The organism is Nocardia sp. NPDC051833, from assembly GCF_040681225.1.
GTDB lineage: Bacteria > Actinomycetota > Actinomycetes > Mycobacteriales > Mycobacteriaceae > Nocardia.
The window spans coordinates 222,973-239,669 of record NZ_JBFAYK010000005.1; the positions used below are offsets into that span (position 1 = coordinate 222,973).

The following is a 16,697-nucleotide window of genomic DNA, read 5'->3' on the forward strand; positions in this document are numbered from 1 at the left end:
ACATGGCGCACGAATCCACCATCGACGCAACCCTGCTCGGCCTGCTGGCCTGCCCCCAGGACAAGGGCCCGTTGCAGCTGGTGCGCACCGAATCGGACGCGAGTGTGCTCTACAACCCGCGCCTGCGCCGGGCCTACCCGATCGACAACGGCATCCCGGTGCTGCTGGTCGACGAGGCCCGCGACGTCGACGACGCCGAGCACGAGTTCTTCACCGCCCAGTCCTGACCGGAACGGCGAACAGCGCCGCGGCACTGACGAGCAGTGCGATCCCGGCCACCAGCAGCGCCTGCCTGCCACCGCACACCTGCGCGAGCACCCCGACCGTCACCGTGGTCGCGGCGACGACCGCGCTGTTGGTGACGGTCCAGGCGGTCAGCACACGGGTGGTGACGCCGGGCGCGATGCGTTCGAGCCGGTAGGTCGCGAACACGGGGGTGAACACCGCCATCGCCGCGACGATCCAGGTCTGGATCACCAGCACGACGACCATCCCCGGCACGCCCGCGGGCGTCCACGCCAACCCGATCGACACCCCGGCCCGCGCGACTCCCGCGCCCCGCAGGACCACGCCCGCGCCGAAACGGCGCACGAGCGGCCCGGTCAGCCGGGTCGCCGCGAGCCCGCCCAGGCACGGCACCCCGAGGACGACACCGTACTGCCAGGTCGCGAAGCCGAGATCGTGGATGAGCAGCACCGTCAGCACCGGCGCGCTGCCCATGATCAAGCCGCTGACCAGGCAGGTGTTCACACACAGCAGGCGCAGCGCCGGGTCCGCGACGATGATCCGCAGACCCGCCCCGGTACCGCCCACCACCGCTGACCGCGTCGCGACCGACTCGCGCGCCCGGATCCCGGCCAGCGCGCAGGCCGACCCGAGATAGCTGACCGCATCGATCGCCACGGTGATCACCGGCCCGAACACCCCGAGCAGCACCCCGCCGACGGGCGGTCCGGTCGCGGTGACCGCCCACTGCGTCGCCTCGAGCCTGCTGTTGGCCGCGAGCAGCAGTTCCGGCGGTGCCACCACGCGCAGCAGCGAACCCCGCGCGGCGGTGAACACGATCGTCGCCGCGGCGGTGACGGCCGCGACCGTCACCAGCAGTCCGTACCCGAGCATCCCCAGCCACCACGCCGTGGCCACGCTCGCCAGCACCGCGCAGCGCACCAGGTCGGCGCCGATCAGCACCGCGCGCTTGGGCGCGCGCTCCGCCCAGCCACCCAGCGGCGCCGCCAGCACCGCACCGGCCGCCGGTCCGATCGCGGCCAGCGCCGCCACCGCGAACGCCCCTGCCCGCAACTGCGTCACCGCGAGCAGGGCGAACGAATCCAGCGCGATCCGGCTGCCGAGGGCACTGACCCCGAACGAGGTCCAGAGCCTGCGGAAGTCGCGGCCGAGCCGGGGCGCCGAGACGGCGGTGCTGCGCATGCCCGACACCGAAACACCGCGCACCCCACCGGATCAAACAACGGATCGCGCGATTCGCACAACCCACGGTTGTCCGCCGATGTCCGCGTGCCTGTCTAGGGTGGGTCCCGTGGATTTCCGAGCCGTCGCCACCTTCGTCGCCGTCGTCGACACCGGGCAGTTCCAGGAGGCCGCGATCGACCTCGGCATCAGCCAGCAGGCGGTGTCCAAGCGCATCGCGGGCCTGGAGGCCGCGTACGGCACGCAGCTGTTCCGCCGCACGCCGCACGGCGCCGAGCTGACCGCCACCGGCCGGGAGCTGCTGCCGCACGCCCGCGAGATCCTGCTGGCCTGCCACCGCGCGGAAGCGGCGCTGCGGCCACCGACGCGGCCCCTGCGCGTCGACGTGATCGCCACCAGGGTCGGTTCGGCCGCCCTGCTGCAGCGCTTCCACCGTGCCCATCCGACCGTGGAGCTCGACGTCGTGACCCTGCGCGGCGACGCGGCCGTGCAGGCGGTCGCGGACGGCGAGATCGACGCGGCGCTGCTGGCGGTCGCGACGCCGACGCTGCCGGACGCGGTCGTCGCGCACCGGGTCTACGACGAACCGTTGCAACTGCTCGTCGGCGCGGAACACCCACTGGCCGAACGGCCTTCGATCCGGATGGCCGAGCTGCGTGCGGTGCGGCTGTGGATGCCGGGCCTGGCGCCCGGCACCGAATGGGACGCCTACTACCGCGATCTCACCGCCGACTTCGACCTCGACATCGATCGCGCCGGACCCAACTTCGGGATGGAGCACCTCCTCGACACGATCGGCGGCGACCCGCGGACGGCGACCCTGATCAGCCTCGACACCCGCATCGAGGCCGCCTCCCGCCGGAATCTGCGCCGCATCGAGCTGATCGACCCGACACCCTGTTACCCCTGGTCGGTCTGCGTGCGCACCGACGACACCCACCCGGCGGTGCCCACCCTGCTGGCGCATTTCGCGACCGGCCGTCCGGCCGAACCCGCCGACCGCTGGCTGCCGCCGTGGGCACGCGCCGACGCGAGTCTCCCCACCGGCCCGCTTTAGGAGTTAGGGTTACCTCAGTCGTCACCCGGCGGGTGGCGATATCCGTCCGGCGACCGGAAGAGGTGCCTTCGATGTCCGACGACGTAGCTCTGAGCGGGGTCCCGCTGACCATGCTCTGGACCCTGCACAACCGCGGGTCGGAGGTGAAGCGACCCGACGCGGTCCTCACCGACCCCGACTGCGAACGCCTGTACGACACCATCGATTTCGACTACGTCCGCACCTTCGGCGCACCCGACGGCACGCACGCGGTGCGCTCGGCGCGCTTCGACGAGGCGCTGCGGCCGTGGCTGGCCGCCCACCCCGGCGGGACCGTGGTCGAACTCGCCGCCGGGCTGGAGACCCAGTTCCAGCGTTGCGACGACGGCACGGTGCGCTGGTTGTGTGTCGACGTGCCCGAATCGATCGAGATCCGCCGTCGATTCCTGCCGCCCACCGAGCGCTGCGAGTACCTGCCGATCAGCGCGCTCGATCTGAGCTGGCTCAACCACGTCGACCCGGCGCGCGGCGTGTTCGTCACGGCCCAGGGGCTTTTCATGTATTTCGCGCCCGAGGACGTGTGCCATCTGGTCACCGCGGTCCTCGAACGCTTCCCCGGCGTCGAGCTGATGTTCGACACCATTCCACCGTGGTTCTCGCGCAAGACGATGCGCGGCTTCCGCAAGACGCCGGACTACCTCGCGCCGCCGATGCCGTGGGGTGTCGAACGGAGCCGGATCGCCGCGCTGCTGCGGTCGTGGACACCCGCCGTCGACGAGGTGACGGTGAGCTCCTACGGACCCTCGCACGGTCCGCTCGCCGCCACCCTGCCGCTGTTCGCCGCGCTACCGGTGCTGCGCGACATCCCACCGGCCATCGTGCGGGTGCGCTCGCGCTGAATCACACACCGCCGGTACCGATATCGCCGGTCAGGTAGTGCTGCACCGTGGGGCCCACCGCGGCGACGACCTCGTCGATCGGCATCGACGCCAACGGCTCGATGTCGACGATCTTGCGCGCGGTGAGCAGGCCGATCATCTGCGAAGCCGCCAGCGCCATCCGTGCCCGGCCGTCGTCGGTGGGGGTGGCGATCCGCGCGCGTATCCGTTCGAACACCACCTGGAGCAGGAACGAGCGAGCCGGACTCGCCTCGCCGCCGCCGAAGATGCTGCGCGCCATGGCGACGACGCCCGGCCCGGCGGGCGAGTCCCACACCCCGACCACCGAGCGCACGATCGTGGCCCCGAGTTCGTCGAGCGGTGCGTGGTCGATCGCGGTCAAGGTCGCCTCCGGATCGGCGGGGAACTCCACGGCCGCGGCGAACAACTGCTGCTTGGTGCCGAAATAGTGGTGCACCAGCGCGGGGTCGACGTCGGCGTCGCCGGCGATCGCCCGGATGGAGGTCTTGTCGAAACCGGTGTCGGCGAACCGGATCCGGGCCGCGGCGAGAATCGCCGCGCGCGTATCGGTGTTGCCGGGCCTGCGCCCGGTCCGACCGGATCGCGTGGTGTCCGAACCGGATTCGCCGTCGGTCATGTGTCCGTCTCTCCTCGTCCGCTAGGGGGTCCGTCGTCGCAGGGTAGCCGCGCCGAGGCACAGCGCGATCACCGCGAACCCGGTGACCACCGCGATATCGCGCCACATGGTCGCGGTCGGCTCCGGATACAGCGACACCTGCTGCAGCGCGTCCACCGCGTAGCTCAACGGCATCACATTGCTGATCGCCTCCAGCCAGTCGGGCAGCTGGTCGCGCGGAACGAGCAGGCCGCACAGGAAGATCTGCGGCGCCACCACCACCGGCATGAACTGCACGGCCTGGAATTCGGTGCGCGCGAACGCGCTGGCCAGCAGTCCGAGCGCCACTCCACACACCGCGTCGACCATGGCGATGAGCATCACCCAGCCGGGATTGCCCGCCGCGTTCATCCCGAGCAGCCAGAAGGCCACCAGGCAGGCGACGGCCGCCTGCGCGGCGGCGGCCAGCGAGAACGCGCTGCCGTAGCCGGCCAGCAGGTCCAGCTTGCGCAGCGGGGTCGTGAGCAGGCGCTCGAGCGTGCCCGAGGTGCGTTCGCGCTGCATCGCGATGGCGGTGATCAGGAACATCACGATGAACGGCAGGATCCCGAGCATGGTGATGCCGACCCGGTCGAAGATCGTCAGCGGGGCGTGCGGCGGGCGGGGCGCGTCCTGGTAGATGAAGTACAGCAGTGTCATGAGCAGGGCCGGGACCACCAGGATCATGGCCACGGTGCGGTGATCGTTGCGCAGCTGTCGCAGGATCCGGCCGGTGGTGGCGGTGTACGGGCGCAGGGTGGTGCTCATGCGCGCTCTCCCATCGTGATCAGGGTGAGGAAGGCGGTCTCGAGGTTCTGTTCGTCGGTGCGTTCGCGCAGTTCGTCGGGGCTGAGCTGGGCGAGCAGGTGGCCGTCGCGCATCAGCAGCAGTCGATCGCAGTGCTCGGCCTCGTCCATCACGTGACTCGAGACGAGCAGGGTCGTGCCTTGCGCCGCCAGTTCGTGGAACTGCTTCCACAGCTCGACCCGCAACACCGGGTCGAGACCGACGGTCGGTTCGTCGAGCACCAGCAGTTCCGGCTTGCCGACCAGCGCGCAGGCCAGCGACGCCCTGGTCTTCTGCCCGCCCGAGAGCTGGTCGCCGAGCTGGTCGGCGTAGTCGCGCAACCCGACCGAGGTGAGCGCGGAGTCGATGTCGTCGCGATCGCGGCCGTAGAGCGCGGCGTAGTAGGCGACGTTCTCGCGGACGCTGATGTCGGCGTAGATGCTCGGCGCCTGGGTGACGTAGCCGACCCGGCGCCGCAGTCCGGCGCTGCCCGCCGGCTCGCCGAGCACGGTGACGCTGCCCGACTCGACGATCTGGGTACCGACGACGCTGCGCATCAGGGTGGTCTTGCCGCAGCCCGACGGCCCGAGCAGGCCGGTGATCGAACCGCGCGGGATGTCGAGGGTGAGCCCGTGCAGGACGGTGCGTTTGCCGCGCGTGACGGTCAGTCCGTCGACCCGGACGGCGGACGGTGGCGGCGTGGGGTGCGACATGGTCGCCTCAATTCATCGAGTGTTGAATTCACTACGTGATGAATTTAGCGCGACCACGTCGGCGGGACAAGAGTCAGTGCGCGTGTCGAGGGGGTGTCGCGGCCTGTTGACCAGGCTCGACGACCACGAACTGGCCCATCATCCCCAGATCCTCGTGCCAGAGCAGGTGGCAGTGATACATGTACGGGGTGTCCGGATCGGCGGGTCCGTCGAAGCGCAGGGCCAGCGTCGCGGCGGTGTTCGGCGGCAGGAAGATGGTGTCCTTGGCGCCGGTCAGCGCGGGCGGCGGCGGGGCGCCGCCGTAGTCGAGCACCCGGAACTGCACGTCGTGGACGTGGAAGTTGTGCGGCATCCCGTCGGCATTGCGGACCACCCATTTCTCGGTCGTGCCCCGGGTGACGGTCGCGTCGACGCGGTCCATCGCCATGGGGGAGCCGTTGATTCCGGCGAAGGTGAGATCGAAGCGGCGCTCCACGACGGCGTCGGCGCCGTCCGGCGTCGACGGGGGGACGAGCGCGTCGGGCAGTTCGGGGGAGGGGCGCAGGGTGTTCGCGGCGCGGAGTTCGAGGACATCGAAGCGGTCGTCGCCCCCGGAGAACCGGTTGGTCCAGAAGTCCAGGCCTACGTCGAGCTGTTCGCTGCGCAGCACCGCGCGCTCACCCGGCCGCATCCGCACCACGATCTCGGCCCGCTCGCCGGGCGAAAGATGCAGGGCCGTCATGGTTTCCGGGCGTTCGAGCAGACCGCCGTCGGAGGCGATCAGCGAGAACCGCTTGCTGTCGCGGAAGGCGAAATTGTAGATCCGCGCGGTCGAGGCGTTGAGCAGGCGCAGTCGGACCAGTTCGTCGCCGACCTCCTGGTACGGCGCGAGGGTGCCGTTGACCAGCAGCCGGTCACCGAGGAACCCGACATCGCGGAAGGCGCCGTGGCTGCCGTCGAAGCGGTCCCCGCGCAGGCGCATGTCCTGCACGATCACCGGAATGTCGTCGACGCCGTAGGTGTCGGGCAGCGGCAGTGCGCCCGCGGCGTCGTCGTCGACGAGGAACATGCCCGCCAGGCCGCGGCGCACATGGTCCTCGGTGGCCCCGTGTGGGTGGGGGTGGTACCAGAGCGTCGAAGCGGGTTGCGCGACAGTCCATTCCGGCGTCCATGTCTGGCCGGCGTCGACCATCTGATGTGGGCCGCCGTCCATCTTCGCGGGCAGGTGCATGCCGTGCCAGTGCACCGTCGATGCCTCGGGCAGCTGGTTGCGCACCTGCACCCGCACCCGCTCGCCGCGGGCGGCCCGCAGGGTCGGGCCCAGGTAGCTGCCGTTGAACCCCCAGGTCTCGGTCGCCCGGCCCGGCTCGAATTCCGTGGTGCCGGAACGCATGTCGAGGGCGAACACCCGGGTGCCGTCCGGGTCGACGGTCGAGGGCGCCAGGGGCGGAATGGCCAGTGGCCGGGCGAAATCCGTGCTGCCTACGGTGGACACGTCGGCGCCGGCCCAGGTCCAGGTCACCAGGCCGGCGATCGCCAGCACCAGGGTGAGGGCGAGCGCGGCGGCGCCGAGCAGTATCCGGCGCACGCGGCCGGGTCGAGAGGGGGAAGCCATGTCCCGACGGTAGGGACGGCGAGCGTGCTCGCGCATCGGGAAGATTCCCCCACCCGACCCTGGCCCACACCCTGACCGCACCGGTATTCCGGCAGGTCACCACCAGTTTCCGAACCTCGATCGGGTGATGTGATGCGGGTCACATACGCTGCCTGTCACGTTCCTGCTGGGTCGTTTGTCCTATCGACATCCCACCGACAAGGAGCACCGCAATGCACACCACCACGCACCGCATCGTCGTCCTCGGCGCCGGCTACACCGGCATGCTGGCCGCGATCCGCCTGGCCCGGCGGACGCGCAAGCTCGACGTCGCGATCACCCTGGTCAACCCGTCGGCGCGGTTCACCGAGCGGCTGCGGATGCACCAGATCGCCGCCGGTCAGGAACTCGCCAACCACCACATCCCGGATCTGCTCGCCGGTACCGGGATCGACTTCGTGTGGGGCTGGGCCACCGCCGTCGATCCGGACGCGCGCCGCGTGCATGTCGACGGCGTCGGCGACCTCGCCTACGACCAACTGGTCTACGCCCTGGGCAGCACCACCGACACCACCGCGGTCCCGGGCGTCGCCGACCACGCCTGGACCCTGAACGACCCCCGCCGCGCCCACGAATTCGCGGGCGAGCTCACCGAACTCGCCGCCATCGGAGGCACGGTGGCGGTATGCGGCGGCGGCCTCACCGGCATCGAAGCGGCCGCCGAGATCGCCGAGAGCCACCCGGGCCTGCGGGTCACCCTGGTCGGCTCGGCCGAACCGGGCGCGATGATGGGGGAGAAGGCGCGCGCCTACCTGAACACGGTGCTGGACCGGCTCGGGATCGTCCGCGCGACCGGCCTGCGCGTCACCAAAGTGCTGCCCGACGCGGTCGAACTCGCCGACGGCACCAGGATCGACGCCGACCTCACCCTGTGGACCAGCGGCGTGCGCGTGTCTCCGCTGGCCGCCGAGGCAGGCATCGCGACCGACGAGCGCGGTCTGATCATCGTCGACCCCACCCTGAAGTCGGTGTCGCACCCCACGATTCACGCGATCGGTGACGCCGCCGCCGTCCGTCAGGCCTGGGGGCAGATCCACGGCACCTGCCAGAGCGGGCTGCCCACCGCCGCCTACGCGGCCGACGCGATCGCGGCCGAACTGCGCGGCAAGACGGTGCGGCCGTTCCGCTTCGGCTACGTCCACCAGCCGGTGAGCCTGGGCCGCCGCGCCGCGGTCATCCAGTTCACGAACGCCGACGACACCCCGCGCCGGTTCTACCTGACGGGCTGGGCCGCCCGGACCTACAAGGAGATGGTCAGCAGCAGCCCGGTGCCCTCGTTCAAGATGAGCAAGCGGATGACCGCGAGCGTCCAGTTGTCGAAGGGCGGCAAGGCGACTCGCGCCACCGCATGAGCACGCCGACCGCCGCCACCGTGCCGGCGCCGGTTCCCGAGTCCACGCCGACGACGGAACCGGCCCGGCGGATGATTCGCCGCACCGAGGGAGCATGCGCCATGGTTGACCCCATGCCGGACCAGGACCCTTTCCTCGAACACCGCCGCCTGCTGTTCTCGACCGCCTACCGCATGCTCGGCACCGTCACCGACGCCGAGGACATCCTGCAGGACGCCTGGATCAAGTGGAACGGCACCGATCGGGCCGCTGTCGACCATCCCAAGGCCTACCTGGTCCGCACCGTCACCAACCTGTCGCTGAACCGGCTCACCTCCGCCCGGGTGACCCGCGAGTCCTACGTCGGCCCCTGGTTGCCCGAACCGGTGCTGACCTCACCCGACATCGCCGAGGACACCGCATTGGCCGACACCGTCTCCACCGCGATGCTGGTGGTCCTGGAAACCCTGACCCCGGTCGAACGCGCGGTGTTCCTGCTGCGCGAGGTGTTCGGCTACTCGCACGCCGAGATCGCCGACACCCTGGACCGTTCGGAGGCGAGCGTGCGCCAGATCGCGCACCGCGCCAAGAACCACGTGCAGTCGCGTCGGCCGCGTTTCGACACCGACAAGGCCGCGCGCGCCCACATCACCGAACGGTTCATGGCGGCCTGCGCGGGCGGCGACCTGAACGCGCTGATGGACCTGCTCGCCCCCGACGTGACCTGCTGGTCCGACGGCGGCGGGGTGGTCACCGCGGCCCGCAGGCCGCTGTACGGTCCCGACCACGTCGCCCGCTGGATTCTCGGTGTGCTGGCCAAACCGTCCTCGGCGGGCGCCGAACTCAGCGCCGCCGAGATCAACGGCGAACTCGGCACGCTCGCCTCCTTCGGCGGCAACCCCGGCGCCGCGTTCACCTTCGACCTCGTCGACGGGCGCATCCAGAACCTGCGCTTCCAGGTCAACCCGGGCAAGCTGGCCGGGCTCTACCACGGCACCGAGCTGCTCGGCTGAATCCCGCTGCGGGCGAGCCGACTTCGGAATATCATCGAGGTCGACGCCTCGCCCCGCGCGGAAGGTGGCTGCGATGCCAGGTCCCGGCGTGTGGAACCCCGACCGAACGCCCGCGGAGTTTGCCGACCGCTATCACGATCTCGTCCTCGAGCAGTACAAGCTCTACGTCGAGATGGCCGACCGGATCAGCGCGCGTCGCGCCGTCACCAACGGCTTCTTCCTCACCCTCAACACCAGCGCCTTCACCGTCATCGGGCTCGTGCTGCAGCTGCGGCCGGGCCGGGGCGTGTGGACGCTGATCTTCCCGACGGTGGCGCTGGTCGTGCAGTGCGGCGCTTGGTATTACACGCTGCGGTCCTATCGTCAGCTCAATGCCGCCAAGTACCGGGTGGTGGGCGAACTGGAGGAACGGCTCCCCGCCTCGCCGTACTGGCGGGCGGAGTGGGCGGCGCTCGGGCAGGGCCGCGACCGCAAGCTCTACACCCCGATCACCCACCTCGAACAGTGGGTGCCGGTGGTCTTCGCGAGCACCTATGTGGTCATCTACCTCGTCGCCGTGCTGACGTGACGGTGGGGGAACGACATGACCGCCGAGGATCTCCGGGAACGCGTCCGCGCGAAGGAAACGGAGTCGCTGCGCTCGGCGCTGGGTAACACCGTGCTGGCGGTGCCGTGGGCGGCCGCGATCGTCGGACTCGTCGTCTTCGCCCCCGAACCGCTCGCCGACGCCGTGCCCGAGGTACCCCTGTCGACCTGGCGGACGCTGGTGTTGTTCCCGGTGGTGCTGTGCTGCTTCGGCCTGTTCGAGCGCGGATGGAACGGCACTCGCGACTGGTACGACTGGCAGCGCGCGCACAGCGTGCGGCTCGCGGTCGACCGGCGGCCCGAGCACGCCGCGCTGCTGATACCGCCGCTCGAGGATCACCTCAGCGCGCTGCGCGCGGTCCGCGGACATCGGCAGGTGATGTGGCGACGAGCCAGGTGGGTGGTGATCCCGGTCGGCCTGGTCGTCGCCATCGCGATCTGGGGCGTCCAGGTGGAGGAGCCCGACGGCACCATGCGGGACGTGCCCGCGGCGCCGTACGTGGTGGTGCTCGTGCTGATCGCGCTCGCCGTCGTCGGCGCGGCGCTGCCCCGCTGGCGGCGCTGGCAGGCGGGCGCTACCGCGGAGAAGTGGTCGCGCGACCCCGCCTACGCGGCCGCGCTGGATCGCCTGGCCGCCGACCCCGTCGATGTCCGCGCGGCCGACATCCCCACGCTGCGTGTGCAGTTCGTGCGGCCGAGCCCGGCCGCCTACAAGGTGAGAACCGTATCGGCCACCCGCAATGTGTTCGGCTGGCCGCCCGAGGAGATCGCCTACCTGCGCCTGTTCGACAACCACGCCAGGATCCGCAGCTTCCTGCGCGGGGCGTGGCGGGAATTCGGCTACGTCCACATCCTGCGCGGTTCGGGATCGGTCAGTCCGGCGGAGGTGGCGCAAGCCAGGTCCGGCAACGCGATCCGCACCCTGTTCGCCACCTCGCCGCGCACCTTCCGCGCCGCGCTGGCGGCGTGTCCCACCGAACCGTTGCCGCCCGGCAGACGCAGGCTCACCGGCATCACCAACACCGCCGAACGCGTGCACGACCCGGCGGGCAGCTACCCGGTCCGGGCCCTGCTGTGTCACGGCAGTTTCTGGCAGAGCGCCGTCGACATGCTGCTCGCCCGCGTCGGATTCGTCGTCGTCGACCTGTCCGGCTACCTCCCCGCCAACACCGGAACCCAGTTCGAGCTGCAACGGGTGATCGACCGGTTCCCGCTCACCGGTGTCGTCCTGCTGTGTGACGAGTCCGCCGACCGCACCTTCCTGCGCGCCCAGATCCACTACCACTGGACCCGCATGGCGGCCGGTTCCCCCAACGCGGGCGTCGGCGAGCGCACGGTCCTGGTCGCCATCACCGGCGCCGGTCGCGATGCCGATCGCGCGCTCATGGCCCAGCTTCTCGAACGCCGCAGGGGCCGGGCATAACCGACCGGTCATCATGCCGCGCGCCGAGCCCGCCGCCGACCTACTATTCGCCGGTGACAGATACATCTCCGGCGCCCGGCCCCGACGGCGGGCAGGTGCGGGTCTCCACCCTCGAACTGTTCTTCGATCTCGTCTTCGTCTTCACCATCACCCAGCTCACCCACGTGTTCGTGCACCACCCGGACTGGGAGGCGCTGTTGCAGGTGGCGTTGATGTTCGGCGTGATCTGGTGGATGTACGGCGGGTACGTGTGGCTGACCAACGAGGTCGCGCCGAGCAGTTCGTCGCGGCGCACCTGGTTGCTCGTCGGGATGTCGGCGTTCTTCGTGCTCGCGCTCGCCGTGCCGGATGCCTTCCACGGCACCGGGATCGCGTTCGGCGTGGGGTACGCGCTGGTGACCGCGATCCACACGGCGATGTTCGCCTCGGCGGGCGGTGCCTCGGCGAGCCTGGCGATCCGGCGGATCGGGCCGCTCAACGCGCTGTCGGCCGCGCTGGTCCTCGGTGGTGGGTTCACCCACCCGCCGGTGCAATACCTGCTGTGGGCGGCCGCGTTCGCGGTGCAGATCCTCAGCCCGTACCTCGTCGACGCGGGCGGTTTCGTGGTGCGCGCGTCGCACTTCTGCGAGCGGCACGGCCTGGTCATCATCGTGGCGCTCGGTGAGTCCATCGTCGCGCTCGGTGTCGGCCTCGCGGACGAGCCCATCACGGTCGGGCTGATGGCGATGGTCGCCCTCGGTCTCGCGCTGGCGTACGTGCTGTGGTGGGCCTACTTCGGCTTCGACGACGAACGCGGCGAGCACGCGCTGGCCGCGCGCCCGGCCACCGACCGCGTCCGGCCCGCCCTGGTCGCCTACGACTACGCCTATTACCCGCTGCTGATCGGCGTCATCCTGACCTCGGCGGGCATTGCGCTGAGCATCGCGCACGGTGACGAGCCGGTGGGCTGGGGTGCCGCCGGCGCGCTCTCGGGCGGTGTCGCGCTGTACTTCGCCGGGCAGGCGTGGTTCCGCGCGACCCTGGGCCTGGCCGGTGCCCGCGCCCGGCTGATCGGTGCCGTCGTGGTCGCCGCGACCGCCCCGATCGGGGTGTACACCGTCGCGTGGGCGCAGCTCGCCGCGCTGGTCGCCCTCGCGTACGCGGTCGTCATCCTCGACGACCGGCGCATCCTGCGCGCGGGCCAGCACAGCGCCTACGCCTGACCCGGCCGCGCGGCGGGATGGGCGACAATGACGATCGTGTCCGCACAGGAACTGGCCGTCGATCCGCCCACCGCCGCGCGCAGGCTGCTCGGCGCGACCCTGTCGTCCGGTCGGGTGGCGCTGCGCGTCGTCGAGGTCGAGGCTTACGGCAGCGATCCGGCCGGGCCATGGCCCGACCCGGCCGCCCATTCCTGGCCGGGACCGACCGCCCGCAACGCGGTGATGTTCGGCCCCGCCGGGCGGCTCTACGTCTACCGGTCCTACGGAATCCACCTGTGCGTCAACGTGACCACCGGTTTCGACGGAATCGCGGGCGCGGTGCTGATCCGCGCGGGGGAAGTGGTCGACGGTCTCGACGTCGCCCGCGCGCGCAGGCCCGCCGCCCGCACCGACGCCGATCTGGCGCGTGGACCCGGCAATGTCGGCAGCGCGCTCGGAATCAGCCTGTCCGACTACGGCACCGAGCTGTTCGATCCCTTCGCCGACATCCGGCTGCACCTGGCCGAACCGGTGCCCGCGGCCCAGATCACCGAGGGTCCGCGCGTAGGTGTCAGCGTGGCCGCCGAGGTGCCGTGGCGGTTCCGGTTGCCGTCGCCCGCGGTGTCGGTCTATCGCCGCAGTCCGCGCGCTCCGGAACTTCCGCCGAAGAATTCTTCCGCGCAGCGATGAATTCCGCGGACGGGGTCCGTCCTATCTGGTGAACGCGCTACCCACCGCGCGCGACCGACCCGAAGGACACGAAATGACCACCACCGCCACCGCTTCCGCGAACTTCTCCGGCACCGCCTACCGCCCCGGCACGATCCGCAACCGCGTCCTGTGGACCCTGCAGGTGGTGCTCGGCCTGTTCTTCATCATCGCCTCGGGTGGCCCGAAGCTCGTCATCCCGAACATGCTGATGGACAACGCTCCCGAGAACCTGACCATCCCGCTCGGGCTGCTCGTCTTCATCGGCGTCGCCGAGGTGGCCGGTGGTATCGGCCTGATGGTGCCGCGGCTCACCGCCCTCGCCGCCGCGGGCCTGTCGGTGCTCACCGTGCTCGCCGCCGCGACCCAGGCCTTCATCGCCGACAAGCCGTCGATGGCGATCTTCCCGCTGGTGCTGGCCGCGATCTTCGCCTGGATCGCCTACGAGCGCCGCGGCAGCCTGCCCTTCTCGGCCCGGTGAGCCACCGACCGCGCTGAGCATCGCCGGACCCCTCGGGTCCGGCGATTTTCGGCGTCCACGGACACCGGTGGGGTTGTCCGTGGGCACAAGGTCCCGGCGCGGAACTCGTTGGCGAATCCTATGGGACGCAGGGTACTTCCGATGCGACGATCGATGCCTACATGCCCCGACGGCCTTCCGCAGGAGAAATTCGTGCTCACGTTCACCAGCAGCGACGGCATCACCATCCACGTCCGGAGCTGGTCGCCCACCGCCGCGGAACCGGTGGGCGTCGTGCAGATCGCGCACGGGATGGGGGAGCACTCCGACCGGTACAGCCACCTGGCCGCCACGCTGGCCGGCGCCGGCTACGTGGTCTACGCCGCCGACCACCGCGGCCACGGCTACAGCATGTTCTCCGAGCCGGGGCAGCTCGGCGCGGACGGCTGGAACCTGCTGGTCGCCGACCAGGTGACGCTGACCGGACTGCTGCGCGAGCGTCATCCCGGTCTGCCGGTCACCCTGTTCGGGCACAGCCTGGGGTCCTTCGCGGTGCAGCAGTACCTGCTCGACCACTCCGCGCTCGTCGACGAGGCCGTGCTCTGCGGGTCGACGGCGGTCGACGGCCTGTTCGACGCGATCGCGGCCGCCGGCGGCGACCTCACCGCGTTCTTCAACGCGCGCTTCCAGCCGACGCGCACGGACGCCGACTGGATCAGCACCGACGAGGCTCAGGTCGACGCCTATCTCGCCGACCCGTGGTGCGGCTTCCCGGTCGACGACGCCAATATGGCGCTGCTCGCCACCACCGCCTACCAGCGCCTGTCGGATCCGAGCACCGTGCGCCCCGATCTGCCGGTCTACGTGATGGTCGGCGATCAGGACCCGCTCAACGACGGCACCCGGCTGTCGGATCGGCTCGTCGAGCGCTATCGCGAGGCGGGGCTGACCGACATCACCTACCGGATCTACCAGGGTGCCAGGCACGAGGTGCTCAACGAGGTCAACCGGGACGAGGTCGAGGCCGATCTCGCCGCCTGGGTCACCCGCGCCCGGGTCTGAGCACGCCGTCCGCCGAACACGGCCCGACCTGCGCGCGGGCGGCGGAACGAGTACGGAAAGATAGAACACCGTGACCGGCGACATCTTCGACGAACTGACCTGGCGCGGCCTGATCGCGCAGTCCACCGACCTGGACGAACTGCGCGCGGCGGCCGCCGCGGCGCCGCTGACCCTGTATGCCGGCTTCGATCCCACCGCGGCGAGCCTGCACGCGGGTCACCTCGTCCCACTGCTCGCCCTGAAGCGGTTCCAGCGCGCCGGTCACCGGCCGATCGTGCTCGCCGGTGGCGCCACCGGCCTGATCGGCGACCCGCGCGATGTCGGCGAGCGCACCATGAACTCCACCGACACCGTCGCCGAGTGGGCGGGCCGCATCCGCTCCCAGCTCGAGCGGTTCGTCGACCTCGACGATTCGCCGACCGGCGCGATCATCGCCAACAACATGGACTGGACCGGACCGCTGTCCACCGTCGACTTCCTGCGCGATGTCGGCAAGCACTTCTCGGTGAACGTCATGCTGGCCCGCGACACCGTCAAGCGGCGGCTCGAAGGGGAGGGCATCTCCTACACCGAGTTCAGCTACATGTTGCTGCAGGCCAACGACTACCTGCAGCTGCGCCGCGAGTACGGCTGCACGCTGCAGGTCGGCGGCTCCGACCAGTGGGGCAACATCATCGCCGGCGTCGAGCTGAACCGCCGGGTCGACGGCGCGCACGTGCACGCCCTCACCGTCCCGCTGGTGACCTCGGCCGACGGCAAGAAGTTCGGCAAGTCCACCGGCGGCGGCAGCCTCTGGCTCGACCCCGAGCTGACCAGCCCCTACGCCTGGTACCAGTACTTCGTGAACACGGCCGACGCCGACGTCGTGCGGTACCTGCGCTGGTTCACCTTCCTGAGCCGGGAGGAGCTCGACGCGCTCGAGCAGGCCACCACCGAGCGTCCGTTCGCTCGCGAGGCCCAGAAGCGCCTGGCCGCGGAGATGACCACGTTGGTGCACGGCGAGGCCGAGACCACCGCGGTGGAACTGGCCAGCCAGGCCCTGTTCGGTCGCGGCGAACTGCGCGACCTGCCCGCGTCCACCCTGGGTGCCGCCCTGCGCGAGACCGCGATCGACGGCAAGGTCGCCGAGGTAGTGCCCGGTGAACCGAACACGATCGTCGATCTGCTCGTCGCGTCCGGCCTGGCCGAGAGCAGGGGAGCGGCCCGGCGCGTGGTGACCGAGGGCGGTGCGTCGGTGAACAACGAGCGCATCGGCGACATCGAGTGGACCCCGTCCGACGCCGACTACCTGCACGGCGAGTGGCTGGTGCTGCGTCGCGGCAAGAAGAACATGGCCGGCGTGCGCCGCATAGCCTGACCGCGCGGCGGAGGCCTGAGTCACATCGGTGTGATTCAGGCCGGTACGCGGTCCGATGGCATCGCGCTGACCTGCGCAGATGCCCTGCTGTCCAGGCGATTTGACGCAGCGTTTTCCGGCGCGTAACTTATTGGAAGTCAGAGCGACACGGACACCAACCCGGAGCCGAGACGCTGATCCAGAGGATCGGCGGGCCAGGGAAAACGCGGTAGGACGGGGAGCGCCTGGCGTTGCCTCGACTGTGTGACCAGCGTTACGATTGACATCGCCTGGAAGCACCGTTAGGCTTGAACAGTTGCCCTGCAGAAGATCCGGACGAGAGCCGGTGGTTCTGCTTGTGCGTGTGTTCTTTGAGAACTCAATAGTGTGTCGATGAATGTCAGTGCCAATATTATTATTGGTTCCGGCCTCTCATACCCCCCGGTTG

General features: G+C 70.5%; 17 protein-coding genes. 12 read left to right on the top strand and 5 right to left on the bottom strand.

The window, feature by feature from the left end; translation table 11 throughout:
• The first annotated feature begins 2 nt into the window (after positions 1-2).
• On the top strand, positions 3-227 hold the full coding sequence (locus tag AB0L91_RS31860; protein WP_355281793.1) for a Trm112 family protein: 225 nt from the start codon (positions 3-5) through the stop codon (positions 225-227).
• Here AB0L91_RS31860 and AB0L91_RS31865 read toward each other — a convergent pair.
• Positions 211-1,428 (bottom strand): MFS transporter, encoded by a 1,218-nt coding sequence (locus AB0L91_RS31865; RefSeq protein ID WP_365016280.1) that lies wholly within the window; start codon positions 1,426-1,428, stop codon positions 211-213. The genes AB0L91_RS31860 and AB0L91_RS31865 overlap by 17 nt on opposite strands.
• A 109-nt stretch (positions 1,429-1,537) precedes the next feature.
• Between AB0L91_RS31865 and AB0L91_RS31870 the strand changes: the two genes are divergently transcribed.
• Positions 1,538-2,485: a LysR family transcriptional regulator gene (locus tag AB0L91_RS31870; RefSeq protein ID WP_365016282.1), complete on the top strand. Its 948-nt coding sequence runs from the start codon at positions 1,538-1,540 to the stop codon at positions 2,483-2,485.
• A 71-nt stretch (positions 2,486-2,556) separates the two neighbouring features.
• A complete protein-coding gene (locus AB0L91_RS31875; RefSeq protein WP_365016283.1) occupies positions 2,557-3,363 on the top strand; it encodes a class I SAM-dependent methyltransferase in 807 nt (268 codons plus the stop codon).
• Between the two features lies 1 nt (position 3,364).
• Here the strand turns inward: AB0L91_RS31875 and AB0L91_RS31880 are convergent, their stop codons facing one another.
• The 4 genes from AB0L91_RS31880 to AB0L91_RS31895 form a co-directional block, all read right to left on the bottom strand.
• On the bottom strand, positions 3,365-4,000 hold the full coding sequence (locus AB0L91_RS31880; RefSeq protein ID WP_365016285.1) for a TetR family transcriptional regulator: 636 nt from the start codon (positions 3,998-4,000) through the stop codon (positions 3,365-3,367).
• Between the two features lie 21 nt (positions 4,001-4,021).
• Positions 4,022-4,786, bottom strand: coding sequence for an ABC transporter permease (locus AB0L91_RS31885; RefSeq protein WP_365016286.1), 765 nt, complete (start codon positions 4,784-4,786; stop codon positions 4,022-4,024).
• Positions 4,783-5,517, bottom strand: coding sequence for an ABC transporter ATP-binding protein (locus AB0L91_RS31890; RefSeq protein ID WP_365016288.1), 735 nt, complete (start codon positions 5,515-5,517; stop codon positions 4,783-4,785). Before AB0L91_RS31890 ends, AB0L91_RS31885 begins: the two co-directional genes overlap by 4 nt.
• Positions 5,518-5,590: 73 nt before the next feature.
• A complete protein-coding gene (locus AB0L91_RS31895) occupies positions 5,591-7,111 on the bottom strand; it encodes a multicopper oxidase domain-containing protein (RefSeq protein WP_365016289.1) in 1,521 nt (506 codons plus the stop codon).
• A gap of 212 nt (positions 7,112-7,323) precedes the next feature.
• Here AB0L91_RS31895 and AB0L91_RS31900 point away from each other — a divergent pair, with 212 nt between their 5' ends.
• From AB0L91_RS31900 to tyrS, 9 genes are all read left to right on the top strand, one after another.
• The gene (locus AB0L91_RS31900) at positions 7,324-8,502 is read left to right on the top strand and encodes an FAD-dependent oxidoreductase (protein WP_365016291.1); all 1,179 of its coding nucleotides are present in this window, start codon (positions 7,324-7,326) and stop codon (positions 8,500-8,502) included.
• Between the two features lie 101 nt (positions 8,503-8,603).
• Entirely contained in the window at positions 8,604-9,494 is an 891-nt protein-coding gene (locus AB0L91_RS31905) for an RNA polymerase sigma-70 factor (protein WP_365016293.1), read from the top strand.
• A 73-nt stretch (positions 9,495-9,567) separates the two neighbouring features.
• The gene (locus AB0L91_RS31910) at positions 9,568-10,062 is read left to right on the top strand and encodes a hypothetical protein (RefSeq protein WP_365016294.1); all 495 of its coding nucleotides are present in this window, start codon (positions 9,568-9,570) and stop codon (positions 10,060-10,062) included.
• Between the two features lie 15 nt (positions 10,063-10,077).
• A complete protein-coding gene (locus AB0L91_RS31915) occupies positions 10,078-11,502 on the top strand; it encodes a hypothetical protein (protein WP_365016296.1) in 1,425 nt (474 codons plus the stop codon).
• Positions 11,503-11,555: 53 nt separating this feature from the next.
• The gene (locus tag AB0L91_RS31920; RefSeq protein WP_355281824.1) at positions 11,556-12,704 is read left to right on the top strand and encodes a low temperature requirement protein A; all 1,149 of its coding nucleotides are present in this window, start codon (positions 11,556-11,558) and stop codon (positions 12,702-12,704) included.
• Between the two features lie 36 nt (positions 12,705-12,740).
• Positions 12,741-13,373, top strand: coding sequence for a DNA-3-methyladenine glycosylase (locus AB0L91_RS31925; RefSeq protein WP_365016298.1), 633 nt, complete (start codon positions 12,741-12,743; stop codon positions 13,371-13,373).
• 73 nt (positions 13,374-13,446) lie between these two features.
• Positions 13,447-13,872: a DoxX family protein gene (locus tag AB0L91_RS31930; RefSeq protein ID WP_365016300.1), complete on the top strand. Its 426-nt coding sequence runs from the start codon at positions 13,447-13,449 to the stop codon at positions 13,870-13,872.
• Positions 13,873-14,064: 192 nt separating this feature from the next.
• Positions 14,065-14,913: an alpha/beta hydrolase gene (locus AB0L91_RS31935; RefSeq protein WP_365016302.1), complete on the top strand. Its 849-nt coding sequence runs from the start codon at positions 14,065-14,067 to the stop codon at positions 14,911-14,913.
• Positions 14,914-14,983: 70 nt separating this feature from the next.
• The gene (tyrS, locus tag AB0L91_RS31940) at positions 14,984-16,270 is read left to right on the top strand and encodes a tyrosine--tRNA ligase (RefSeq protein ID WP_355281836.1); all 1,287 of its coding nucleotides are present in this window, start codon (positions 14,984-14,986) and stop codon (positions 16,268-16,270) included.
• Positions 16,271-16,697: the final 427 nt, after the last annotated feature.

Bases quoted from the DNA above. Each gene is read 5' to 3' on its own strand.
- AB0L91_RS31860 (WP_355281793.1), top strand. From the start codon at position 3: ATGGCGCACGAATCCACCATCGACGCAACCCTGCTCGGCCTGCTGGCC.
- AB0L91_RS31915 (WP_365016296.1), top strand. From the start codon at position 10,078: ATGACCGCCGAGGATCTCCGGGAACGCGTCCGCGCGAAGGAAACGGAG.
- AB0L91_RS31905 (WP_365016293.1), top strand. From the start codon at position 8,604: ATGGTTGACCCCATGCCGGACCAGGACCCTTTCCTCGAACACCGCCGC.
- AB0L91_RS31885 (WP_365016286.1), bottom strand. From the start codon at position 4,786: ATGAGCACCACCCTGCGCCCGTACACCGCCACCACCGGCCGGATCCTG.
- AB0L91_RS31875 (WP_365016283.1), top strand. From the start codon at position 2,557: ATGTCCGACGACGTAGCTCTGAGCGGGGTCCCGCTGACCATGCTCTGG.
- AB0L91_RS31930 (WP_365016300.1), top strand. From the start codon at position 13,447: ATGACCACCACCGCCACCGCTTCCGCGAACTTCTCCGGCACCGCCTAC.
- AB0L91_RS31880 (WP_365016285.1), bottom strand. From the start codon at position 4,000: ATGACCGACGGCGAATCCGGTTCGGACACCACGCGATCCGGTCGGACC.
- AB0L91_RS31890 (WP_365016288.1), bottom strand. From the start codon at position 5,517: ATGTCGCACCCCACGCCGCCACCGTCCGCCGTCCGGGTCGACGGACTG.
- AB0L91_RS31895 (WP_365016289.1), bottom strand. From the start codon at position 7,111: ATGGCTTCCCCCTCTCGACCCGGCCGCGTGCGCCGGATACTGCTCGGC.
- AB0L91_RS31900 (WP_365016291.1), top strand. From the start codon at position 7,324: ATGCACACCACCACGCACCGCATCGTCGTCCTCGGCGCCGGCTACACC.
- AB0L91_RS31865 (WP_365016280.1), bottom strand. From the start codon at position 1,428: ATGCGCAGCACCGCCGTCTCGGCGCCCCGGCTCGGCCGCGACTTCCGC.
- AB0L91_RS31910 (WP_365016294.1), top strand. From the start codon at position 9,568: ATGCCAGGTCCCGGCGTGTGGAACCCCGACCGAACGCCCGCGGAGTTT.